At 35.4% G+C, this 19,948-nt stretch carries 13 protein-coding genes, 2 pseudogenes and 3 riboswitches; of the genes and pseudogenes, 6 read left to right on the plus strand and 9 right to left on the minus strand.

All coding sequences use genetic code 11. The annotated features are described in order from the left end of the window. Nucleotides 1-39 precede the first annotated feature (39 nt). A riboswitch (TPP riboswitch) is annotated at nucleotides 40-141 on the minus strand. 61 nt (nucleotides 142-202) lie between these two features. After that, complete coding sequence (locus tag CER22_RS17065) at nucleotides 203-1,942, minus strand: methyl-accepting chemotaxis protein (protein ID WP_088061608.1); 1,740 nt, start codon at nucleotides 1,940-1,942, stop codon at nucleotides 203-205. A gap of 143 nt (nucleotides 1,943-2,085) precedes the next feature. Then, nucleotides 2,086-2,170, minus strand: a riboswitch (cyclic di-GMP riboswitch). Between the two features lie 283 nt (nucleotides 2,171-2,453). Between CER22_RS17065 and CER22_RS17070 the strand changes: the two genes are divergently transcribed. Then, a complete protein-coding gene (locus tag CER22_RS17070; protein ID WP_000498712.1) occupies nucleotides 2,454-3,767 on the plus strand; it encodes an anaerobic C4-dicarboxylate transporter family protein in 1,314 nt (437 codons plus the stop codon). A 115-nt stretch (nucleotides 3,768-3,882) separates the two neighbouring features. Here CER22_RS17070 and thiE read toward each other — a convergent pair whose 3' ends face one another. Together thiE and thiM are read right to left on the minus strand one after the other, a co-directional pair. Next, complete coding sequence (thiE, locus tag CER22_RS17075; RefSeq protein WP_060486905.1) at nucleotides 3,883-4,542, minus strand: thiamine phosphate synthase; 660 nt, start codon at nucleotides 4,540-4,542, stop codon at nucleotides 3,883-3,885. Nucleotides 4,543-4,558: 16 nt separating this feature from the next. Further along, nucleotides 4,559-5,374 (minus strand): hydroxyethylthiazole kinase, encoded by an 816-nt coding sequence (thiM, locus tag CER22_RS17080; protein ID WP_350453582.1) that lies wholly within the window; start codon nucleotides 5,372-5,374, stop codon nucleotides 4,559-4,561. Nucleotides 5,375-5,437: 63 nt separating this feature from the next. After that, a riboswitch (TPP riboswitch) is annotated at nucleotides 5,438-5,547 on the minus strand. Nucleotides 5,548-5,819: 272 nt separating this feature from the next. Here thiM and topB point away from each other — a divergent pair. Further along, a complete protein-coding gene (gene topB, locus CER22_RS17090) occupies nucleotides 5,820-8,009 on the plus strand; it encodes a DNA topoisomerase III (RefSeq protein WP_088061602.1) in 2,190 nt (729 codons plus the stop codon). Between the two features lie 41 nt (nucleotides 8,010-8,050). Here topB and CER22_RS17095 read toward each other — a convergent pair whose 3' ends face one another. The 4 genes from CER22_RS17095 to CER22_RS17115 form a co-directional block, all read right to left on the minus strand. Then, nucleotides 8,051-10,966: a YhgE/Pip domain-containing protein gene (locus tag CER22_RS17095; protein WP_088061599.1), complete on the minus strand. Its 2,916-nt coding sequence runs from the start codon at nucleotides 10,964-10,966 to the stop codon at nucleotides 8,051-8,053. Between the two features lie 306 nt (nucleotides 10,967-11,272). Then, nucleotides 11,273-12,064, minus strand: coding sequence for an endonuclease/exonuclease/phosphatase family protein (locus CER22_RS17105; protein WP_088061595.1), 792 nt, complete (start codon nucleotides 12,062-12,064; stop codon nucleotides 11,273-11,275). Nucleotides 12,065-12,068: 4 nt separating this feature from the next. Beyond that, nucleotides 12,069-13,706, minus strand: a complete 1,638-nt coding sequence (locus CER22_RS17110) for a PTS transporter subunit IIBC (RefSeq protein WP_000705549.1) — start codon at nucleotides 13,704-13,706, stop codon at nucleotides 12,069-12,071. Between the two features lie 205 nt (nucleotides 13,707-13,911). Next, nucleotides 13,912-15,576: a glycoside hydrolase family 13 protein gene (locus CER22_RS17115; RefSeq protein ID WP_060486900.1), complete on the minus strand. Its 1,665-nt coding sequence runs from the start codon at nucleotides 15,574-15,576 to the stop codon at nucleotides 13,912-13,914. A 181-nt stretch (nucleotides 15,577-15,757) separates the two neighbouring features. On the opposite strand from CER22_RS17115, the pseudogene CER22_RS17120 reads away from it, so the two are divergent. Next, nucleotides 15,758-15,940, plus strand: a pseudogene (locus CER22_RS17120) (BBE domain-containing protein); the annotation flags it as partial. Between the two features lie 30 nt (nucleotides 15,941-15,970). Here CER22_RS17120 and CER22_RS17125 read toward each other — a convergent pair. Next, nucleotides 15,971-16,921, minus strand: a complete 951-nt coding sequence (locus CER22_RS17125) for a methyl-accepting chemotaxis protein (protein WP_426934240.1) — start codon at nucleotides 16,919-16,921, stop codon at nucleotides 15,971-15,973. Then, a pseudogene (locus tag CER22_RS34300) lies at nucleotides 16,913-17,293 on the minus strand (HAMP domain-containing protein); the annotation flags it as partial. The pseudogene CER22_RS34300 and the gene CER22_RS17125, both read right to left, overlap by 9 nt. 179 nt (nucleotides 17,294-17,472) lie before the next feature. On the opposite strand from CER22_RS34300, the gene CER22_RS17130 reads away from it, so the two are divergent. The 3 genes from CER22_RS17130 to CER22_RS17140 all read left to right on the plus strand — a co-directional run bounded on the left by CER22_RS17130 (nucleotide 17,473) and on the right by CER22_RS17140 (nucleotide 19,897). Further along, entirely contained in the window at nucleotides 17,473-18,195 is a 723-nt protein-coding gene (locus CER22_RS17130) for an amino acid ABC transporter ATP-binding protein (RefSeq protein WP_064477213.1), read from the plus strand. 121 nt (nucleotides 18,196-18,316) lie between these two features. Next, nucleotides 18,317-19,111 (plus strand): ABC transporter substrate-binding protein, encoded by a 795-nt coding sequence (locus tag CER22_RS17135; RefSeq protein ID WP_046953749.1) that lies wholly within the window; start codon nucleotides 18,317-18,319, stop codon nucleotides 19,109-19,111. Nucleotides 19,112-19,204: 93 nt separating this feature from the next. Then, nucleotides 19,205-19,897: an amino acid ABC transporter permease gene (locus CER22_RS17140; RefSeq protein WP_000461606.1), complete on the plus strand. Its 693-nt coding sequence runs from the start codon at nucleotides 19,205-19,207 to the stop codon at nucleotides 19,895-19,897. Nucleotides 19,898-19,948: the final 51 nt, after the last annotated feature.

Raw genomic sequence — 19,948 nt, forward strand, 5'->3', positions numbered from 1 at the left:
AAAGCCTTGTATGCAAGTTATTATAGAATAACATATGCTACATCACTTTAAGTAACTCCCTACGCTGGCATTATCCAGATCAGGTTGAGGGTCGATGTTTGTTTACATCCTCTCAGCCAATTGGCTCCCCGGTCCTTAATTCGTTTTCATTGTAGCATGATTTATTTTATTGAACAAACAAAAGCACGTATAATCATTTCATTTAACTTTTGAATTCCCCTATTAACTCTTGTAACTCCTGTGAAAGCCAGCTTAAAGAACTAGCTAATTCAGCAATATCTTGTACAGACATTTCCTGTTCTTTCATACTTTCTTCAATATTATTACTACTATTTGCATACTTATTTGCAATAAGTGATAGTTCATTTACAACACGAACAATATTTTGGCTATTTTTCAATATATCACTTGAATTGCTAGAAACAACTCTAACTTGATTTGTAACAGATTGTGCTGATTTTGAAATTTTTTCAAAGAAAGCACCACTACTTTGAAAAAGTTTAATTCCGGATTCTACTTCTTTTGAAGCTTTTTGTATTGAAACAACAGCTTCTTCCGTTTCAACTTGTGTTTCCCCTATTAATTTCGCTATATCTTTTGCTGATGCTTCCGTCTGCTCTGCTAATTTACGCACTTCATCAGCAACAACGGCAAATCCCTTTCCGGTTGCCTCAGCACGTGAAGCTTCAATAGAAGCATTTAAAGCTAGCGAATTCGTTTGATTTGAAATACCTGTAATTACATTTACAATATCACTAATTTCTTTTGATCTTGTTTCCAAAGAATGAATGATAGAAGATAAATCTTGTACTGCATTTTGTATTATGTTCATTTGATTAATCGTCTGTTCAATAACACCATTTCCTTTTACTGAATGATGCGTCGTACCTTCAGACTCTTTCGCCATTTGTTTTGTAATATTAGTTATCTCTTCCATCCTATCTTCCATTTCATATACAATACCTAAGTACTTTGGTACTGAAGTTTCTTGTGATTGAACGCCAGCCCTTAACTCAACTATAGAACTTACGATTCCTTGGACTGCCATGCTATTCTCTTTCGTACTCACTGACAATTCTTGCGAAGATGAGGAAACCTGTTCTGCTGTCTGCTTCACTTTATCTATAATTCCTTTAAACTTCTCAATGGTATTATTAAAATACGCATTAATAATACCAATATCATCTGGTCTTTCCTCTAATTTAATACTTAAATCACCTTCACCGACTCTGCGCAATCCTTCACGTAAATCCCGCAATGGAGCAAGTGCGTTACGCACAATTAAGAATTGAATAAAAGTTGCAATTAAAACAGAAATACAAATAAACATTAAACCTTGTATAATAAACTTTTCTTTTGTACTAGGAACAATAGAAGCATCTACATCAGCTGCAACAAGTGCCACAATGTTACCTTCTCCATCCTTAATTGGCTCTAATATCGTTACCCATGTTCCTAATGCGTCTTCATATACTTCTGTCATGTTTGCTTTTTTTGTGCTCATTACTTTATCATATGCTTTCATCCAAAGGTCTGGTTGTTTATAATATTCTCCCGGCCTTACTTCAACAACATTTGCTAAACCTGTAGATAAATCAATGATTTGTAGCTCACCTTTTTCATTTTTTTTCGCTCCAACAATATAGGTTTGTCCAACACTGTTCAATTCTTCCGTTGATTCATCTAATTTCTCTGTTAACTTCTCTCTCTTTTCTCTTTCTGCCGTTGGGTCTTTTGCAACATCTCTCAATATTTCTGCGTCTAATTTATGTAATACCGTATCTCCTGTTTCAAAAGAATGCCTTTCAAATATAGACATCATGCTATTTTGAAACATGTTAAAACTTAACGCTCCCATAGTACCGACAAGCGTCAAAATAACTAACACAGTTAACAATACATTTTTTTGAAGAAATGATAGCTTATGCCAATATCTTCTCATTAACATCACCTTTCTTAATTAACTTACTATAAAGTAACACTATTAAAATATACACTTTATTAATAAATGATAACGACTCTCATTTGTTTATAAACAAAAAAAAGACCAATGAAAAGAGCATTGGTCAAGACCAACCCTATCCGTCCGGTAACTGGCTAGCATAGCCTTTCGACCTTAGCTCCTGTAGTTTTGCGTCCTAATGTTTCCATCAGTTTGCCTTTCTCGCTGAACGAGTTGAACGATATGGGAGTTCTATGAGAATTAAATTATTCTCTATCAAAGATTACAACATAAGAATTAAAATGTCTACCTATTTAGAGATGCAAATGTAAAGTTTCAAGGTATTATTTTTTCGAAATAATTTAACAAAGTTCGTGAATGTTACATTTCTTGTGTTATATAATAAAAAATGTATATAACACAAGGATTGTTTTGGGTATTTGTTTTAATTTTCGTTCAAATTAAATTATTCAAATATATCTTAACTAATGAATTCCGGAGGTAGTTTATCATGTTTTGGCTACAATTTCTTACGTTACTACTCTGCATTTTTATTGGCGCACGCCTAGGCGGAGTTGGTCTAGGAGTAATGGGTGGCGTTGGTATGGCAATACTTGTTTTTGTCTTCCACTTACAACCTACAGCTCCTCCTATTGATGTAATGCTTATGATTTTAGCAGTAATTACAGCTGCCGGTGCACTGCAAGCTGCTGGAGGAATGGACTACCTTGTTCATCTAGCTGAGAAAGCATTGCGAAAAAATCCAAAGCGCATTACATTCTTTGCTCCAATTGTTACTTATTTATTTACACTGTGCGCAGGAACTGGTCACGTTGCTTATTCTGTACTTCCTGTTATCGCAGAAGTCTCTCGCGAATCTGGGATTAGACCGGAACGACCAATGTCAATTGCCGTAATCGCTTCCCAACAAGCAATTACAGCTAGCCCTATATCAGCTGCAACAGTTGCACTTTTAGCAATGCTAGCTGACTATAAAATCACCTTATTAGATATTTTAAAAGTAAGTATTCCTTCTACCTTCATCGCTTGTATGGTAGCTGCATTTGTTGCTAGCAAAATGGGGAAAGAATTAAATGAAGACCCTGAATACTTGAAACGTTTAAAAGAAGGAATGATTCCTAAAATTGAAGAGAAGAAAGAATTTGTTGGTTTAAAAGGCGCTAAACTATCCGTTATCCTTTTCTTAGTAGGAACTTTCCTTGTCGTACTTCTCGGTTCATTTGAAGCACTTCGTCCAGGATGGATGGTTGACGGGAAGTTAATTCGTCTTTCCATGCCAAACACAATTGAAATGGTTATGTTAACTATCGCAGCTCTTATTATTATTTTCTGCAAACCAAATGTAGAAAGCATCGTGTCTGGTAACGTCTTTAAAGCGGGGGCAACAGCTGTTGTTGCTATTTTCGGTATCGCTTGGATGGGAGATACTTTCTTTAACGGAAACTTAAATATGATTCAAGGATCAATTCAGCACCTAGTAACAAGTGCACCATGGCTATTTGCCATCGCATTATTCATTCTATCTATTTTACTATATAGCCAAGCAGCAACAGTACGTGCTTTAATGCCTCTTGGATTATCACTCGGTATTCCACCAGCACTACTAATCGCAATGTTCCCTGCAGTAAATGGATATTTCTTCATTCCAAACTATGGAACAATCGTTGCTGCCATTAACTTCGATCGCACTGGTACAACAGGTATTGGTAAATATGTTTTAAATCATAGCTTTATGATTCCAGGCCTAATCGCAACATTCACCTCTATCGGAATCGGAATGCTCCTAATATCAATTATGTTTTAAAGAAAAAGCACAAACCGACAATTTTAAAGGGTTTGTGCTTTTTTAATCAAACGTTTGTTTAAATATTTTTAACTGTCCATTATGTTCTTTTCTATTTTTGTGAAGTTCCGTTTTCCTACAAACCCCTATTTACTTCCTCAACTAGCTTCTTCGTACTTTCATACGGAGATTCAGCTAAACTAATCGCGGAAATAATAGAAACGCCGTCCGCACCTGCTTCTATAACTGACGCTGTATTTTCAATTGTAATGCCACCAATCCCGACGATCGGTATTGTAATTCCTTGCTCTCTAAAATAAGCTAAACCTTTCGTTCCTTGAACTGCTTTCGTATCTTTTTTTGTACTCGTTGGGAAAATAGGGCCAACACCTAAATAATCAGCTCCGTTTTCAATTGCCCAGCGTGCTTCTTCAATTGTATGTGTAGATACACCAACAATTTTATCACCCATTTTTTCACGAACAGAAGTAATTCCTTCATCATCTTGGCCAACATGCACGCCATCTGCATCTAACTCCATAGCTAGTTCCACATCATCATTTACGATGAATGGTACACCGTACTCTTTACAGACTGCTTGTAGTTCTTTCGCGAAACAAATACGTTTCTCTCCCGTTAAAGCCCCTTCCCCCTTTTCACGAAATTGAAAAATTGTTATACCACCTTCAAGTGCATCTCTCAATACTTGTAGTGGCTCCTTCGCACAATTGTTACTTCCCATAATAAAATATACTGATAATAATCTAGACATTTCAGCCTTTGTAATACAGGGCATCTAGTTCACCTCCTTACTATATAAGCTCAATCTTCCCATACTTCTCAATATCACCCGAAGTGGTATTCGCTAACTGATTTAAAAATTCAATTTGGAAACTACCAGGTCCCTTTTCCACTGTCTTAGCAGCTGCCAGTTCCGCAGCTACACCATAAAACGTTAATGCCACTACTGCTGCCTTTACATAATCCTTTTCTACTGCTACAAATGCTCCTATTACAGAAGTTAGTAAACAACCAGTTCCCGTAACTTTCGTTAAAATAGGGTGACCATTTCGAATAAGGATCGTTCGTTCTCCATCTGTAACAACATCTTCTTTTCCAGTAATCACCGCTACTGTATTTAATTCATCCGCTGCCTGCCTTGCAATACTTACGACATTGCCATTTCCAACACCGGCGTCTACCCCTTTAATTTCCCATCTCTCATTAATAACGTTCGCTATTTCAGCTGCATTTCCGCGGATAATCGCTAAATCAATTTCAGCCGGAATATGTCTCGCAACTTCTGTTCGATACGATGTTGCTCCTGCACCAACTGGATCAAATAGTACTGGTACATTATTCACATTTGCTGATTTACCAGCAAGTAACATCGCTTCTACCTCTTCAGGACGAAGTGTACCCATATTTAAAACAAGGGCTCCCGCAATGCTAGCCATTTCTGCTACTTCTTCTTTCGCATACGCCATTACAGGTGATGCTCCTAACGCTAACAAGCCGTTAGCTGTAAAATTTGTTACAACAACATTTGTAATATTATGCACGAGTGGATTAGACTCTCTCACCAAATCCACTACTTTACTAATTTCTTTCATATTCATCCTTTTCATCTCCTAACTATAGTGATGGGAGATACACAAAAAGGCACTTTGCGCGTACGCAAAGTGCCTGAACATGTGCTTTTACACTCTCCCTACGCTGGCATTATCCAACAGGTTCAAATGGTCAATGACGGATTAGTCATACTCTCAGTTTGCATCCACAAACTCCCATGTGTTTATTATTCATCTACTTCAAAGTCTACTCTTATTCTAGTAAAATAACAAGTTCTTTACTTTTCTATTTAATATAGGAGCAACTAATAAAACAATAAGCATAATAAATAAGTATCTATTTCTCATAGTCTCATCATGGCGCATATTATGTTCTGTCGCCATCATTCACCCTCAAACAGATGTTATCCCACTAAAAAACGTTCAAATCTGGAGCGAAACTGAATCTCAAGAAGATGTATGCTATAGTTAACGTATGGAAATTTGAAAGGATGTTTTAAATATGGTAAAAAGCGTTGTAATCGCTGAAAAGCCTTCCGTTGCACGTGATATTGCGCGTGTACTTAAGTGCGATAAAAAAGGAAATGGCTACCTTGAAGGTAGTAAATATATTGTAACTTGGGCTTTAGGTCATCTCGTTACATTAGCTGATCCAGAAAGCTATGATGTGAAATATAAACAGTGGAATTTAGAAGATTTACCGATGCTACCTGAGCGCTTGAAATTAACGGTTATTAAACAAACAGGGAAACAATTTAATGCTGTGAAGAGTCAGCTACTTAGAAAAGATGTAAATGAAATTATTGTAGCGACAGATGCTGGACGCGAAGGCGAATTAGTCGCACGTTGGATTATCGATAAAGTTAAAATACAAAAACCTATTAAGCGTTTATGGATTTCATCTGTTACTGATAAAGCAATTAAAGATGGCTTCGCAAATTTAAAACCAGGTAAAGCATATGACAATTTATACGCTTCGGCTGTCGCACGTTCAGAAGCTGACTGGTACATCGGTCTTAACGCGACTCGCGCTTTAACGACTCGCTTTAATGCCCAGCTGAATTGCGGCCGTGTACAAACACCTACTGTCGCTATGATCGCTAATCGTGAAGATGAAATAAAGAACTTCAAAGCTCAAACTTACTACGGTATCGAAGCACAAACAACGAATCAGTTAAAACTAACTTGGCAAGATGCAAATGGTAATAGCCGCAGTTTTAATAAAGAAAAAATTGATGGTATTGTAAAAGGTTTAGATAAGCATAATGCTACCGTTGTGGAAATTGATAAAAAACAGAAGAAGTCATTCTCTCCTGGTCTTTACGATTTAACTGAATTACAACGTGATGCAAATAAAAAGTTCGGTTACTCTGCGAAAGAAACATTAAACATTATGCAGAAATTGTATGAGCAACATAAAGTTCTAACGTATCCTCGTACAGATTCACGCTATATTTCATCTGATATCGTTGGAACACTTCCAGAGCGTCTAAAAGCATGTGGCGTTGGAGAATACCGTCCTTTAGCACATAAAGTATTACAAAAGCCTATCAAGGCTAATAAATCATTTGTTGATGATAGTAAAGTAAGCGATCATCACGCAATTATTCCGACAGAAGGATACGTTAATTTCTCCGCCTTCACAGATAAAGAACGTAAAATTTATGATTTAGTTGTAAAACGTTTCTTAGCCATTTTATTCCCAGCATTCGAATACGAACAACTAACGTTACGCACAAAAGTTGACAATGAAACGTTCATTGCACGAGGAAAAACAATTTTACATGCCGGCTGGAAAGAAGTATATGAAAACCGCTTTGAAGATGATGATGTAATGGATGACGTAAAGGAGCAACTTCTACCTCGCATTGAAAAAGGCGATACATTAACTGTAAAGTTAATTATGCAAACATCAGGTCAAACGAAAGCACCTGCACGTTTTAACGAGGCAACTTTACTTTCAGCAATGGAGAATCCTACAAAATATATGGATACGCAAAACAAACAACTTGCTGATACGTTAAAATCAACTGGTGGATTAGGTACTGTAGCGACACGCGCAGATATTATCGACAAGTTATTCAATTCGTTCTTACTTGAAAAACGTGGTAAAGATATTCACATTACTTCAAAAGGCCGTCAGCTACTTGATTTAGTGCCAGAAGAACTGAAATCTCCTACACTAACTGGTGAATGGGAGCAAAAACTCGAAGCAATTGCAAAGGGTAAACTGAAAAAAGAAGTATTCATTTCAGAAATGAAGAACTATACGAAAGAAATTGTTTCTGAAATTAAATCGAGTGATAAAAAATATAAACATGACAACATTTCAACAAAGTCTTGTCCAGACTGCGGTAAACCAATGCTAGAGGTAAACGGCAAAAAAGGAAAAATGCTTGTATGCCAAGACCGTGAATGTGGTCATCGTAAAAATGTATCTCGTACAACAAACGCTCGTTGTCCGCAATGTAAGAAGAAGTTAGAATTACGTGGTGAAGGTGCAGGACAAATCTTTGCATGTAAATGTGGCTATCGTGAGAAATTATCCACATTCCAAGAAAGACGTAAAAAGGAATCTGGAAGCAAAGCTGATAAACGCGACGTTCAAAAATATATGAAACAGCAGAACAAAGAAGAAGAACCATTAAACAATCCGTTCGCAGAAGCATTAAAGAAGTTAAAATTCGATTAAACAAAAAGGTTCCTACCACTATCGGTAGGAACCTTTTATTTTTAATGAATAATTTTACTTCCTTTAGCGTTCTCAACAAACTTTTCACTCGATTTGTTAATTGGTGTTTTCAGTAATAACGCAGCAACAATCATAATTACTACGAAAGCACTTAACACAAGTAAATCTCGCGTTACGATATCCCAAAGCATTCCACCTACTGTTTCACGAATTGCACTAATTGCATATGTGAACGGTAAGAACGGATAAATTGCTTGGAAGAACGCTGGTGTCATTTGAATTGGGAATGTTCCGCCCGATCCTGCTACTTGCAGTACAAGTAAAATAATCGCCATCGATTTCCCAACGTTTCCGAAAATAGAAACAAGTGAGTATACAATACAAACGAAGACTCCACCAATAAATAAACTAAATAACACAAACCAGAACTTATCGACTACGTACGTACCGAGCAAGAATATATCTCCCATCGATACGATAAACGCTTGTGAAAGACCTATCGTTAAGAATGTTAATAAACGTCCGAAGTAAATTTCATGGCTCTTATAATTCGCGCCTTCTTCATGCACTTCTACTGTTAATAATGAAACCATTAATAATGCGCCTACCCATAATGCAAGCACTGTATAGAATGGTGACATCGCTGAACCGTAGTTTGGCATCGCAAATAACTTATTCTCTTTTAAATTGACTGGATTCGCGAAGTAATCACTTTGCTTTTCAACATCATTTTTTAATAAGCGTATGATGTCTTTTAAATCCTCTTCAGATTCAAAATCACGAATTTTATTTGCTAATTCTTTAATCTTTTTCTCAGTCTCCGGCATTTCAGCTTTAATATCTGCTAATTTTTTTCTACCGTCTACTAAGCCTTTTGATGAATCTTCTAGTAATTTTTTAACATCTGGAAGCTTTTTGTCTGCTTCTTTTAAAATTTGAGATGTGTTTTTAGACATCTCTTTTGTGCGAGCAATTGCTGCATTGAAATTTGGAGTGATTTCCGAGTCATATTTAGCTAAAATGTCACCTATTTGAGCCGAAGTACTTTTAGATACTGCGTTAATACTTTCAATAACATCTGCTGCTGGTTTTTGACCTTTATTAATAGCGTCAATTCCTTTATCAGTTAAATCGATTCCTTTTTGGAAACCATCTTTTAATTTATTCAATTTAGCAATCGTGTTATTCATGTTTTTATCACTATTTACATCTGCTAAAACTTTATTCGCATTTTCCATAACAGGAATCGTATCATTAACTAAATTCTTTCCAGCTTGTAACTCTCCTCTTATATCATTTAAAGCTACTTTTGTAGAATCTAATCCGTTAATCCCTTTATTATTCAAGTCTTCTCTTGCTTTTCCAAGCTCCGTTTTTAATCTGCTGTAATTATTTACAGCCTGATCATAGCCTTCTCTACCATTGTCTAATATCTCGTTAACTTTTTTTATTTCTTGATTTAAATTCTGTTGCGCATTTCCAGCTTTATCTTTTAATTGTTCAGCCGTACTTACCGCTTTTTCAAAATCTGCTACAAACGTCGCATTATAATCTGCCTCCGCTTGGTTTACCAAATTATTTATTGCATCTAACTTTTTATTAGTAGCATCTCTTACATCTTGTTTCACTTCTTGCCCTGTACCTATAATATTAGCGATATCTTTAACGCCACCATTTGCATTTTCTATAGCTGATTTAAGATTCGTTAATTTATCTATACGTCTTTGGAAGAAGTCTTTTCCAGAATCAGTTGGTGCAGATTCTTTAAATTTAGTAAAGACATCAATTAAATATGAAACACTATCCACACGACCTTGAAGATTCTCAGAAACCTTATTAAGATCTTGTTTCGCTTTTTCTGGATCAAAATTACCATTTTGTAACCCGTTTATAACTCCTTGTGCATAAGTTGTTCCAACACGTATTGAGCCGAATACATTATTTACAGTTTGATCAATATTTTTAGCTATATCTTTATACAATTGACCATTCACCTGCGGTAATTCTGGTATCTGCGGAATAGTTATATTAGGTAACACTGGGAATTTAGATGGATCTGGAAGTGCCAGATTGAAATCAACAGATGGATTTTTTAAGAAATCCGTAATTGCCGCCGCACCATTCAAACCTGTTTGCATTGCAATTAAATTATTCTTAATAGTTCCCGGAGCACGATTCAATGTTTCATCATTTCTCGCAAAGAACGCATCTAAACTCTTAAGTGTATCCTGCCCATCATTAATAACACTCTCTACAACCGGCAACTCTTTTTGCGCCACTTTCACAACATCTTCTGCTCGAGTTGCATCATCTAACGCCTTATCCATTAATGTATTCATTTCTGGGAACTGCGCTTCTAACTTAAAGACAAGGTCTTTTACTTTCTCGATACTTGGTAAGTTTGTTTCTAAATCGATTCCAAGGTCATTGAAGATTTTAAAAATCTCACCGTTTGCTGTTTTAACGAAGTTTTTACTAATTTCTTCCGTAATACCTGATGCACCTTTTGCTGTAATTTTCGGTGCAATCGCATTTACTTTTTCATTTACATAGTAATCAAGTTCTGGCTTTTGTGGATTTTCATCCAGAACAGTTGCAATTTTTTCAGAGAAGTCTTTTGGGATTGTAATACTTGCATAATAATCCCCACGCTCAACTCCGTAAATCGCCTGCTTTTGGTCTACAAATTTCCAACCAAGATTCTTGTTTTTCTTTAGAGAATCTACAATCTCGTCCCCGATATTGATATCTTTCCCTCTTAAATTAGAGCCTGCATCTTGGTTAGAAACGGCAATGGGAACCTCTTTTGTATTTCCATATGGATCCCAAGAAGCTTTAATGTTAAACCATGCATATAACGATGGTAAAATCATTAATCCTAAAACAATAACAATTGCAGCCCAATGTTTAGCTACATTCCGTAAATCTGTCTTATAAATACGCCAAATTTGTTTCATAGAAGTTATCACCTAATTATATATTTTTCCTTCTTTAGAAAATGATACATACATTTTGCAATTATATCACTTTCTACATCGTGGATTAAACGAAAATACACTATTTTTCCCATTAAATATTTCACTTACTTCATTATATAACGAAGTAAAAAAAGTATGCATACAAAATGACCAAATTAGTTTTACATTCAATAATAACAAATATATAGGAAATGTCATAAAAAATACAAGTATTTTATCTTGGCAATACTTGTATTCCTCAAAAAAATCCTCACAGCTTTTCATCATCTGTGAGGATTTCTTCTATTATATATCTACTTGTACTTCTACACCGAAATGATCTGAAATTACATTTCTGTTCGTACCATTAAAAATGACTTTTGAAGAACAAACTTTTTCACTTTGGTTACACAATATTAGATCGATTCGTAAGTTATGTTTATTTTCATCCCAACCAGCAATCTCACCTTGGACAGTTGTTCCTTCATCCTTCTCTATCGCTAGTTCATATGTGTCATACAAACCTTTTTGCATCATATATTCATAGCCTTCACCTTGTAAACGAGCGTTATTATTAAAATCACCCATTAAGAAGGAAAGTTCATTACTATCTACACGCCCCATCAAACGATTAACTTGATCTTTGAATGATTCTTCTTCATCATTCCACCAACCGAGGTGGCAAGAGTAAAACGTGATGTTCTTATCATTATAAGCAATTGTCGCACTTACAATTTTGCGTGTTTTCCAATACGTTGTATCCTTATTTTCTGAAATAAAGAACGTATCTTCTTTTACAACATTATGCTTCGTTATAATCGCTAATCCTTCTTCATACACATCATAACCAATATGAGAGAAATCCCAAGTAATATTGTAATCTTTTACATGTAATGCTTTTAACTCTTCTAATAGTAAAAGTCCAAAATTATCTTCTTTCTTGTTACCGCATACATTTTCAGCTTGTATCGACTGACTTACTTCTTGCAATGCGATGACATCGTACTCTTCTTCTTGAATGACTTTAGCAAGATATTTTATCTTTTCCAGTTGATTCTCTTCTTGCCAAGAGTGACAGTTTAAAGTTAGCAATTTCATCTTATTACGCACCTAACATATCTTGAATGTCTGACTTTAATACGTCAGCTTTCGGACCATATACTGCTTGTACACCTTTATCTTTTACGATAAGTCCTAAAGCACCATTTTGTTTCCACTGTGCTTCTGGTGCAACAACATCTAAATCTTTTACTGTTACACGTAAACGCGTCATACAAGCATCTACGTCAGCAATATTTTCTTTACCACCTAATAAATCAATAACTTTTGTTGCTAATGAACCATCCTGTACATTTCCTGTTCCTTCTGATGACTCATCTTCATTATCAATATAGTTACCTGCACGTCCTGGTGTTGGTAAATTGAATTTTTTAATTAAGAAATTGAATAATGTAAAGTTCAGACCGAAGAACACTAATGAAACGATAACGAAATTGATTAAATCTCTTGTTAGTCCTGCATTAACCATCATCGGTGTACGAGTAATTAATTCAATAAATCCAAATGCGTGAACACGTAAGTTAATTAAATCTGCTAATGCGAATGCAAGTCCTGTTGTAATTGCATATACAACATATAATACTGGAGCAATAAACATGAACATGAATTCAATTGGTTCTGTTACACCTGTTAAGAATACTGCTAATGCAGCCGATAAGAACATTGGTTTATATTTTGCACGTTTTTCTTTATCAACATTACGGAACATCGCGAAAGCAATACCCATTAACGCTGCTGTTGAGCCAATAACTTGTCCAGCTTTGAAACGAGCTGGTACAACGTTATTTAATAAATCGTTATATGCTTTCGTATCTCCATTTGCTAGTAAATTATTTAAGTCTGTAATCCATGCAAGCCATAAAGGATCTTGTCCTGCTACAATTTGTCCAACTTTTGAACCAGTTAACATCGTATATGTTCCGCCTAGCTCTGTGTAGTTCATCGGAATCGTTAACATATGATGTAAACCGAATGGTAATAGTAAACGCTCTAACGTTCCATATACAAATGGTGCAACAACTGGTGCACTATCTTTAGATGCTGCAATCCAGCGACCGAATTCATTTAATCCACTTTGGATGAACGGCCATAAAAGTGATAATACAATTGCAGTGACTGTAGACCAAACAATTACAACGAATGGTACGAATCGTTTTCCGTTAAAGAATGCTAATGCCTGTGGTAGTTTATTATAGTTATAATATTTGTTATATAGAGTAGCTCCTAAGAAACCTGTAATAATCCCTACGAAAACTCCCATGTTTAATGCTGGTGCACCAAGTACAGAAGTAAAGTAATCTTTTACAACTAAATCTCCTGCTAATACTGAAGAAACTGTCGCTTTTGAATCAGCTAACATTTCAGCGTTTACGCCAAATATAGCTCCTGTAATTCTGTTTGTTAAGACGAATGCTAATAGCGCTGCAAATGCACCACCTGCACGATCCTTCGCCCAAGATCCCCCAATTGCTACTGCGAATAAGATGTGTAGATTTGTAATGATTGCCCAACCGATGTCTTCCATTACGCGAGCGATTGTATGAACTGCGTTAATATCCCCAGCAGACATCCCAATTAACTTACCGATAGAAATCATTAAACCAGCTGCTGGCATTACAGCTACAACAACTAATAATGCTTTCCCGAACTTTTGCCAAAAATCAAAAGACGTAATTTTCATCTGTTCTTCCTCCCCTTTATTTATAACAACATAATGATTTAAATGATAATTTCTGTTTCTATTATGAAAACGATTCCTTACGTTACTTTATTTTTATCTTTACGCAACCGTTTTCATAAATCTATTTTAATAAAAGCGTTTTCACTTTGCAACAGAAATTTATTTTTTTTCATAAAAAAAGATGCTCTAAGAGCATCCTTTTTTATTATGAAATGCGATAAACCCTTGTTTCATAAGGTTTTAACGTGATTGAAGTTACTTGTTCATTTTCCGCAACTTTATAGTTATTTAAAAGCAAACGTTTGCGTTCTAGTGCAAATGAACCTTCATTATACACAGCTACCTCTTTTGAGATATTACTAATTACAACGATTTTTTCATCGTTTAATGTACGAGTATATGCATAAATTTGCGGATCATCTTCTAAAAGTAAATCATACGTACCGTAATTCAGTACATCGTGCTCTTTTTTCAAGGCAATCATTTTCTTATAGAAATTGAAAATAGAGTTCTCTTCATTCTTTTGCTTTTCAACATTAATTTCTTTATAGTTTGGATTCATACCAAACCAAGATGCACCTGTTGTAAAGCCAGCATTCATCTCATCGTTCCACTGCATAGGTGTACGTGAATTATCGCGGCAAGAAGCCCATATAATTTCCATCATATCTTGATGTGATACGCCCTCTGCAATTTTCTCTCGATATAAATTTTTAATTGCTACATCATCATAATCTTCAATATTTGGGAATTGAACATTTGTCATCCCAATTTCTTGTCCTTGATAAATAAACGGTGTACCGTGCATAAAGAAATACATTGCTCCAAGAGCTGTTGCACTTTCACGCCAATATTGTTTATCGTCTCCCCAAGTTGAAACGATACGTGGCTTATCGTGATTCTCAATATATAAAGCATTCCATCCTTTATTTTCTAACCCTTTTTGCCATTTCGTTAATACCTTTTTCAAACCTACAACATCAAGATCTTTCTTCTTTTCTGCATCCCATAAACTTAAATGTTCGAATTGGAATACCATATTGAACTTACCTTGCTCTTCTCCAACCCAAAGCTCAGCATCTTCAATCTTAACGCCATTCGCTTCACCAACAGTCATAATATCATACTTAGAAAACGTATTTTCTTTTAACTCTTCTAATAAAGGTTGAATACCATCCACATTCATATGTTTATCAAAAGATGGTACATACTTTAGTTCTTTTGGATTTGGCATATCTTTGAAACCATCTTCTTTTTTAATATGGCTGATTGCATCCACTCGGAAACCATCAATTCCTTTATCAAGCCACCAATTAACTGTATCGTATAACACTTCGCGAACCTCTTTATTCTCCCAGTTTAAATCTGGTTGTTTACGCGAGAATAAGTGTAAATAATATTGTCCTGTTACTTCATCATATTCCCATGCCGAACCATTAAAAATACTTTCCCAGTTGTTTGGTTCCGCACCATCTTTACCATCATGCCAAATATACCAATCACGCTTCGGATTGTCTTTAGATGAACGTGACTCAATAAACCATGGATGTTCATCACTCGTATGATTAATAACTAAATCAATAATAAGCTTCATATCACGCTTATGAACTTCATCTAGTAAAGCATCAAAGTCTTCCATCGTACCAAATTCATCCATGATATCTTGATAATCACTAATGTCATAGCCATTATCATCATTAGGTGACTTATACATTGGACAAATCCAAATTACATCTATACCTAAATCTTTTAAATAATCCAGTTTTGCAATAATACCTTGTAAATCTCCAATACCATCACCATTTGAATCCATAAAGCTACGCGGATAAATTTGATACGCAACCGCTTCTTTCCACCATGTCTTTTTCATAGTCATTCTCTCCTTTTGCATCCCATCAGAAATTTATGCAAACGTTTTCGTAACACTATCATAACAAAATATGAATAGTTTGCAACTGTTTTCATTGAACTCTATGTAGATTCCTTATTCTTATGCTTTATTTATTTCTCACAAAAGCAAATCTCATTCCTCACCTGCTCTTGTCCACGCACGTTACATATGCTCGGTTAAAGATTTACGAGACAGCTTTATCAATTGGCCCGATATCGACATTAAAAATTGGCAAACTAGTTATTACGGCCCTAACTTTCAAAGATTGCGTAAAGTGAAAACCATATATGATCCTTGCAATGTTTTTCGTTTTCAACAAAGTATCCCACCCTTTCATACGTAAAAAGGAAGAACAGAATGCCGTTCTTCCTTTTTACATTGAAAATCGTTCAATTGTTTGTTTCAAGTCTGCTGCTTGCTTTTCTAAATCCTTTAACAATTGATCGATTACTACCATATTTTTAGATTGTTGCAACGTCACACGTGCTACTTCTTGTGAACCAGCTGATGTTTCCTCAGCAATTGCTGCTACAGCCTTCGTCTGTGCTCCGGTTTGATGAATGTGACTCACTTGTTCGTTCATATAGCCACTAATTTGCTTCGTTGCATCGGCAACTTCCATAATACTTGATGACATTTCTTTTAAAATTAATTCAGTAGCTTCCCCACGTTTCGCCTCTTCTTTAGCCGTTTTCACTTGCTCTGTCATTTTCAATGCGACTTGTTGCACTTCTTCTTGCATATTCCGTAATAACTGCGATATATTTCTTGCAGAATGATCGCTTTCATCGGCAAGTTTACGTACTTCTTCAGCTACAACTGCAAAGCCCCTTCCATGCTCTCCAGCACGAGCTGCCTCAATAGAAGCATTCAGTGCTAATAAATTCGTTTGACTAGCAATCTCACTCACAACAGAAACAATATGTTCTACTTGTTTCATTCGTTCTTCTAATTTCTTTACATTTTGCATCGAATTTTCATTTTCTTTTGCCAATGTTTGAATACCTTGAATTAAAGAAGTAAAGACTCGTGTACTTTGCCCTAAAGCTTGAACCATTTCTAAAGACAGCTCGTCAGACTGTTTTGCTTTTTCTTCTACTTCACTCGCAATAGAAGTTGTTGTATCAACAGCAGAAACAATCGCCTGAATGGAAGCTGCTGATTGCTCGGCGCCAGAAGAAATTTCTGCAAGGGTTTCAGACACACCTCGTGCTTGCTTTGTTGCTTCCCCTGTTTGCCTTCTAATTTGCTGAACTTGATTATTTGTATACGAAAATGTAGTATCAATATTTTTTACCATACCTCTTAAGTTCCCAAGCATCATATTAAATGCAACACTTAAAGATTTAATCTCATCATCTGTTTTTGGTAACGGGACATCTTCACGAATATCGCCATCGGCCGCTTTCCTTGCAGCCTCCTCCAACTTTCGAAGTGGTTTAATTAAAAAGATTGCTGCTCCATACGCTAAAATTCCAGACCATACTACACCTAATAACATAACGATAATATTATAAACAGTTTGACTTACATAACTTTGAAAATAATCGTATATCACGTAAATAAAAAATATACTTGTTGAATATGTAATAAAAGCTAGAACTGTAGTAAATAGCATAAGTTGTGTACGTAAGCCAAAGGAAAATGTCTTCCTTTCTTTTTCCATCTCTTCTTTCCCCCTTTTTATAAGCAACATAAGTACTACCTATATATTATTATCCATATTTTCGTTATAGAAAGATATAGGGATTTTTAAAATCATTATTTCTTTGAATATCAAATTACCCGAAAAAAATAAAGGATTCTGACAATTTATGACTAATAACAGAAATAAGGGGCAACATTTGTAAAATATATTTTGACTGGGGGTTTTGTATGATTCAGGTTCGAAATCTAGTAAAATCATTCGGCTCGCTTGATGTTTTAAAAGGAATTGATTTACAAGTAAAAGAAAAAGAAGTTGTTGTTTTAATTGGTGCCAGTGGTTCCGGTAAAAGTACATTACTTCGCTGTCTTAACTTTTTAGAAATGTACGATGAAGGTGAAATTCACTTACAAGGTGAACGAATTGATCCACAGCATTCAAATTTAAACAAAGTCCGTGAAAATGTCGGAATGGTTTTTCAGCACTTTAACCTCTTTCCTCATATGACCTCACTAGAAAACATCATAGAAGCACCTATCCATGTAAAAAAATTAGAAACAACAAATGCAAAGGAAATTGGAAATCAGCTTTTGCAAAAAGTCGGTCTACAAGATAAAGCAGATGTAACTCCCCACCTCCTGTCAGGTGGTCAAAAGCAGCGCATTGCCATTGCACGAGCTCTTGCCATGAATCCTAAAATTATGCTATTTGATGAACCTACCTCAGCCTTAGACCCTGAACTTGTTGGAGAAGTATTGCAAGTTATGAAAGAACTTGCTGAAGAAGGAATGACCATGGTTATCGTTACTCATGAAATGAATTTCGCAAGAGATGTAGCTGATCGCGTCATATTTATGGATGACGGAAAGATTGTAGAGGACGCTCCGCCAGCACAATTCTTTTCAGCTCCATCACATGAACGAGCAAAACAATTTTTACGCAACGTTTTATAATGTAACTTCTGTTTCAAATGAAAAGAAATACATTCATACGGTGCACAACTAATTGTCCAAATAAAATATCTCAGTAACATACTTAAAACCATCCGTATGATCAATATATAGGAGGGGTTTTATGAAAAGAAAACTATTAACCATTGTTGCGAGTATTACATTATGTACATCCTTCATACTAGGAGCCTGTAGTAAGGAAAGTGCTACTACTTCTTCAAATGGTAAAAAAGAATTTCGTTATGCGATGAGTGGCTTATATAAACCTTTTAACTATAAAGAAAATGACGGAAAGCTTGCCGGTTTTGATGTGGAAATTGGTGAGGCGCTTGCGAAAAAAATGAATATGAAACCCACTCCTATTACAAATCCATGGGAAACGCTAATTCAAGGTCTACAATCGAAAAAATATGATGCTATATTGGGCAGTATGGCAATTACAGAAGAACGCTTAAAAGCTGTTAGTTTCTCAAATCCTTATTATCGTTCTGGTGCCCAAATTTTTGTGGCTAAAAAGAATACATCTATCTCTTCTCCAGAAGATTTGAAAGGTAAAAAAATTGGTGTTGTAAAGGCTAGTACCTTTAAAGACCTTGTTGCAAAACATACAGATCAAATCACAGAATATGACAGCGATATTACTGCACTTATGGACTTAGAGCCTGGACGTATTGATGCAGTAATCACTGATCAAATGGTTGGTTTACGTATGATCAAAGAAGGTAAATCAAATATAAAAGAAGCTGGAAAACCATTAAATCTTGATGAAATGGGAATTGCTATTCGTAAAGATGATAAAGAAATGGTTGAGAAAGTAAATAAAGCTTTAGATGAAATCATTAAAGATGGTACGTATGAAAAAATCAGTAAAAAATGGTTTGGGCGTAATATTCTCGGCGAAGAGGAAAAAACGAAGTAAATTAGCTAGTCAAATGTTTCATACATTATGCCCCACTTTTTATGTGGGGTATTTCATTCCCTACCAAAATCCATACAATATGAGGTGACACATATGTTTGAAATTTTTATGTCTACTTATCCCACACTCTTAAAGGCTACTATTGTCACATTACAATTAACACTAACATCCCTATTACTTGGTTCACTAATTGGATTACTATTCGCTTTTTTTCGAATCTCTAACAATAAGATTTTAAATAGTATTGCTCATGTATATATCGCCATTATTCGTGGTACACCTTTAATTGTTCAAATTGCCATTCTCTATTTCGGTATTACATCGATTATTGTCTTCACTCCTTTTTGGGCAGGAGCAATTGCTTTAGCAATCCATAACGGTGCATATATTACTGAAATTTTCCGCGGTTCCATTCAATCTGTCGACCGTGGACAATTGGAAGCCGCTCGTTCTTTAGGTATGCCTTATCCTTTAGCAATGCGCCGTATTGTATTACCGCAAGCATTTCGTCAATCTCTTCCTCCTTTAGGAAATCAGTTTATTATTGGATTAAAGGACTCTTCTCTCGTTGCATATGTAGGATTGTCCGAATTATGGGGATCAGGTTTATCAATTGCTGCAAGTAACTTCCAACAATTAGATACATACATAATCGTTGGTTTATATTACCTCGTACTTGTTCTTCTATTTACTTATTTTGTTAATCTTTTAGAGAAACGATTACAAAGAAAAGAAACAAATTCAGTTCAATTTAGCAAAAAGAATAAAAAAGAAGTCTCTTTATAAAAAAAAGCAAGCCTGAAATGGCTTGCTTTTTCACTGCAAAATATATCAATT

This window comes from Bacillus sp. K2I17 (assembly GCF_002209985.1).
Lineage (GTDB): Bacteria > Bacillota > Bacilli > Bacillales > Bacillaceae_G > Bacillus_A > Bacillus_A wiedmannii.

Bases quoted from the DNA above. Each gene is read 5' to 3' on its own strand.
- CER22_RS17065 (WP_088061608.1), bottom strand. From the start codon at position 1,942: ATGAGAAGATATTGGCATAAGCTATCATTTCTTCAAAAAAATGTATTG.
- CER22_RS17070 (WP_000498712.1), top strand. From the start codon at position 2,454: ATGTTTTGGCTACAATTTCTTACGTTACTACTCTGCATTTTTATTGGC.
- thiE (WP_060486905.1), bottom strand. From the start codon at position 4,542: ATGCCCTGTATTACAAAGGCTGAAATGTCTAGATTATTATCAGTATAT.
- thiM (WP_350453582.1), bottom strand. From the start codon at position 5,374: ATGAAAAGGATGAATATGAAAGAAATTAGTAAAGTAGTGGATTTGGTG.
- topB (WP_088061602.1), top strand. From the start codon at position 5,820: ATGGTAAAAAGCGTTGTAATCGCTGAAAAGCCTTCCGTTGCACGTGAT.
- CER22_RS17095 (WP_088061599.1), bottom strand. From the start codon at position 10,966: ATGAAACAAATTTGGCGTATTTATAAGACAGATTTACGGAATGTAGCT.
- CER22_RS17105 (WP_088061595.1), bottom strand. From the start codon at position 12,064: ATGAAATTGCTAACTTTAAACTGTCACTCTTGGCAAGAAGAGAATCAA.
- CER22_RS17110 (WP_000705549.1), bottom strand. From the start codon at position 13,706: ATGAAAATTACGTCTTTTGATTTTTGGCAAAAGTTCGGGAAAGCATTA.
- CER22_RS17115 (WP_060486900.1), bottom strand. From the start codon at position 15,576: ATGAAAAAGACATGGTGGAAAGAAGCGGTTGCGTATCAAATTTATCCG.
- CER22_RS17125 (WP_426934240.1), bottom strand. From the start codon at position 16,921: ATGATGCTTGGGAACTTAAGAGGTATGGTAAAAAATATTGATACTACA.
- CER22_RS17130 (WP_064477213.1), top strand. From the start codon at position 17,473: ATGATTCAGGTTCGAAATCTAGTAAAATCATTCGGCTCGCTTGATGTT.
- CER22_RS17135 (WP_046953749.1), top strand. From the start codon at position 18,317: ATGAAAAGAAAACTATTAACCATTGTTGCGAGTATTACATTATGTACA.
- CER22_RS17140 (WP_000461606.1), top strand. From the start codon at position 19,205: ATGTTTGAAATTTTTATGTCTACTTATCCCACACTCTTAAAGGCTACT.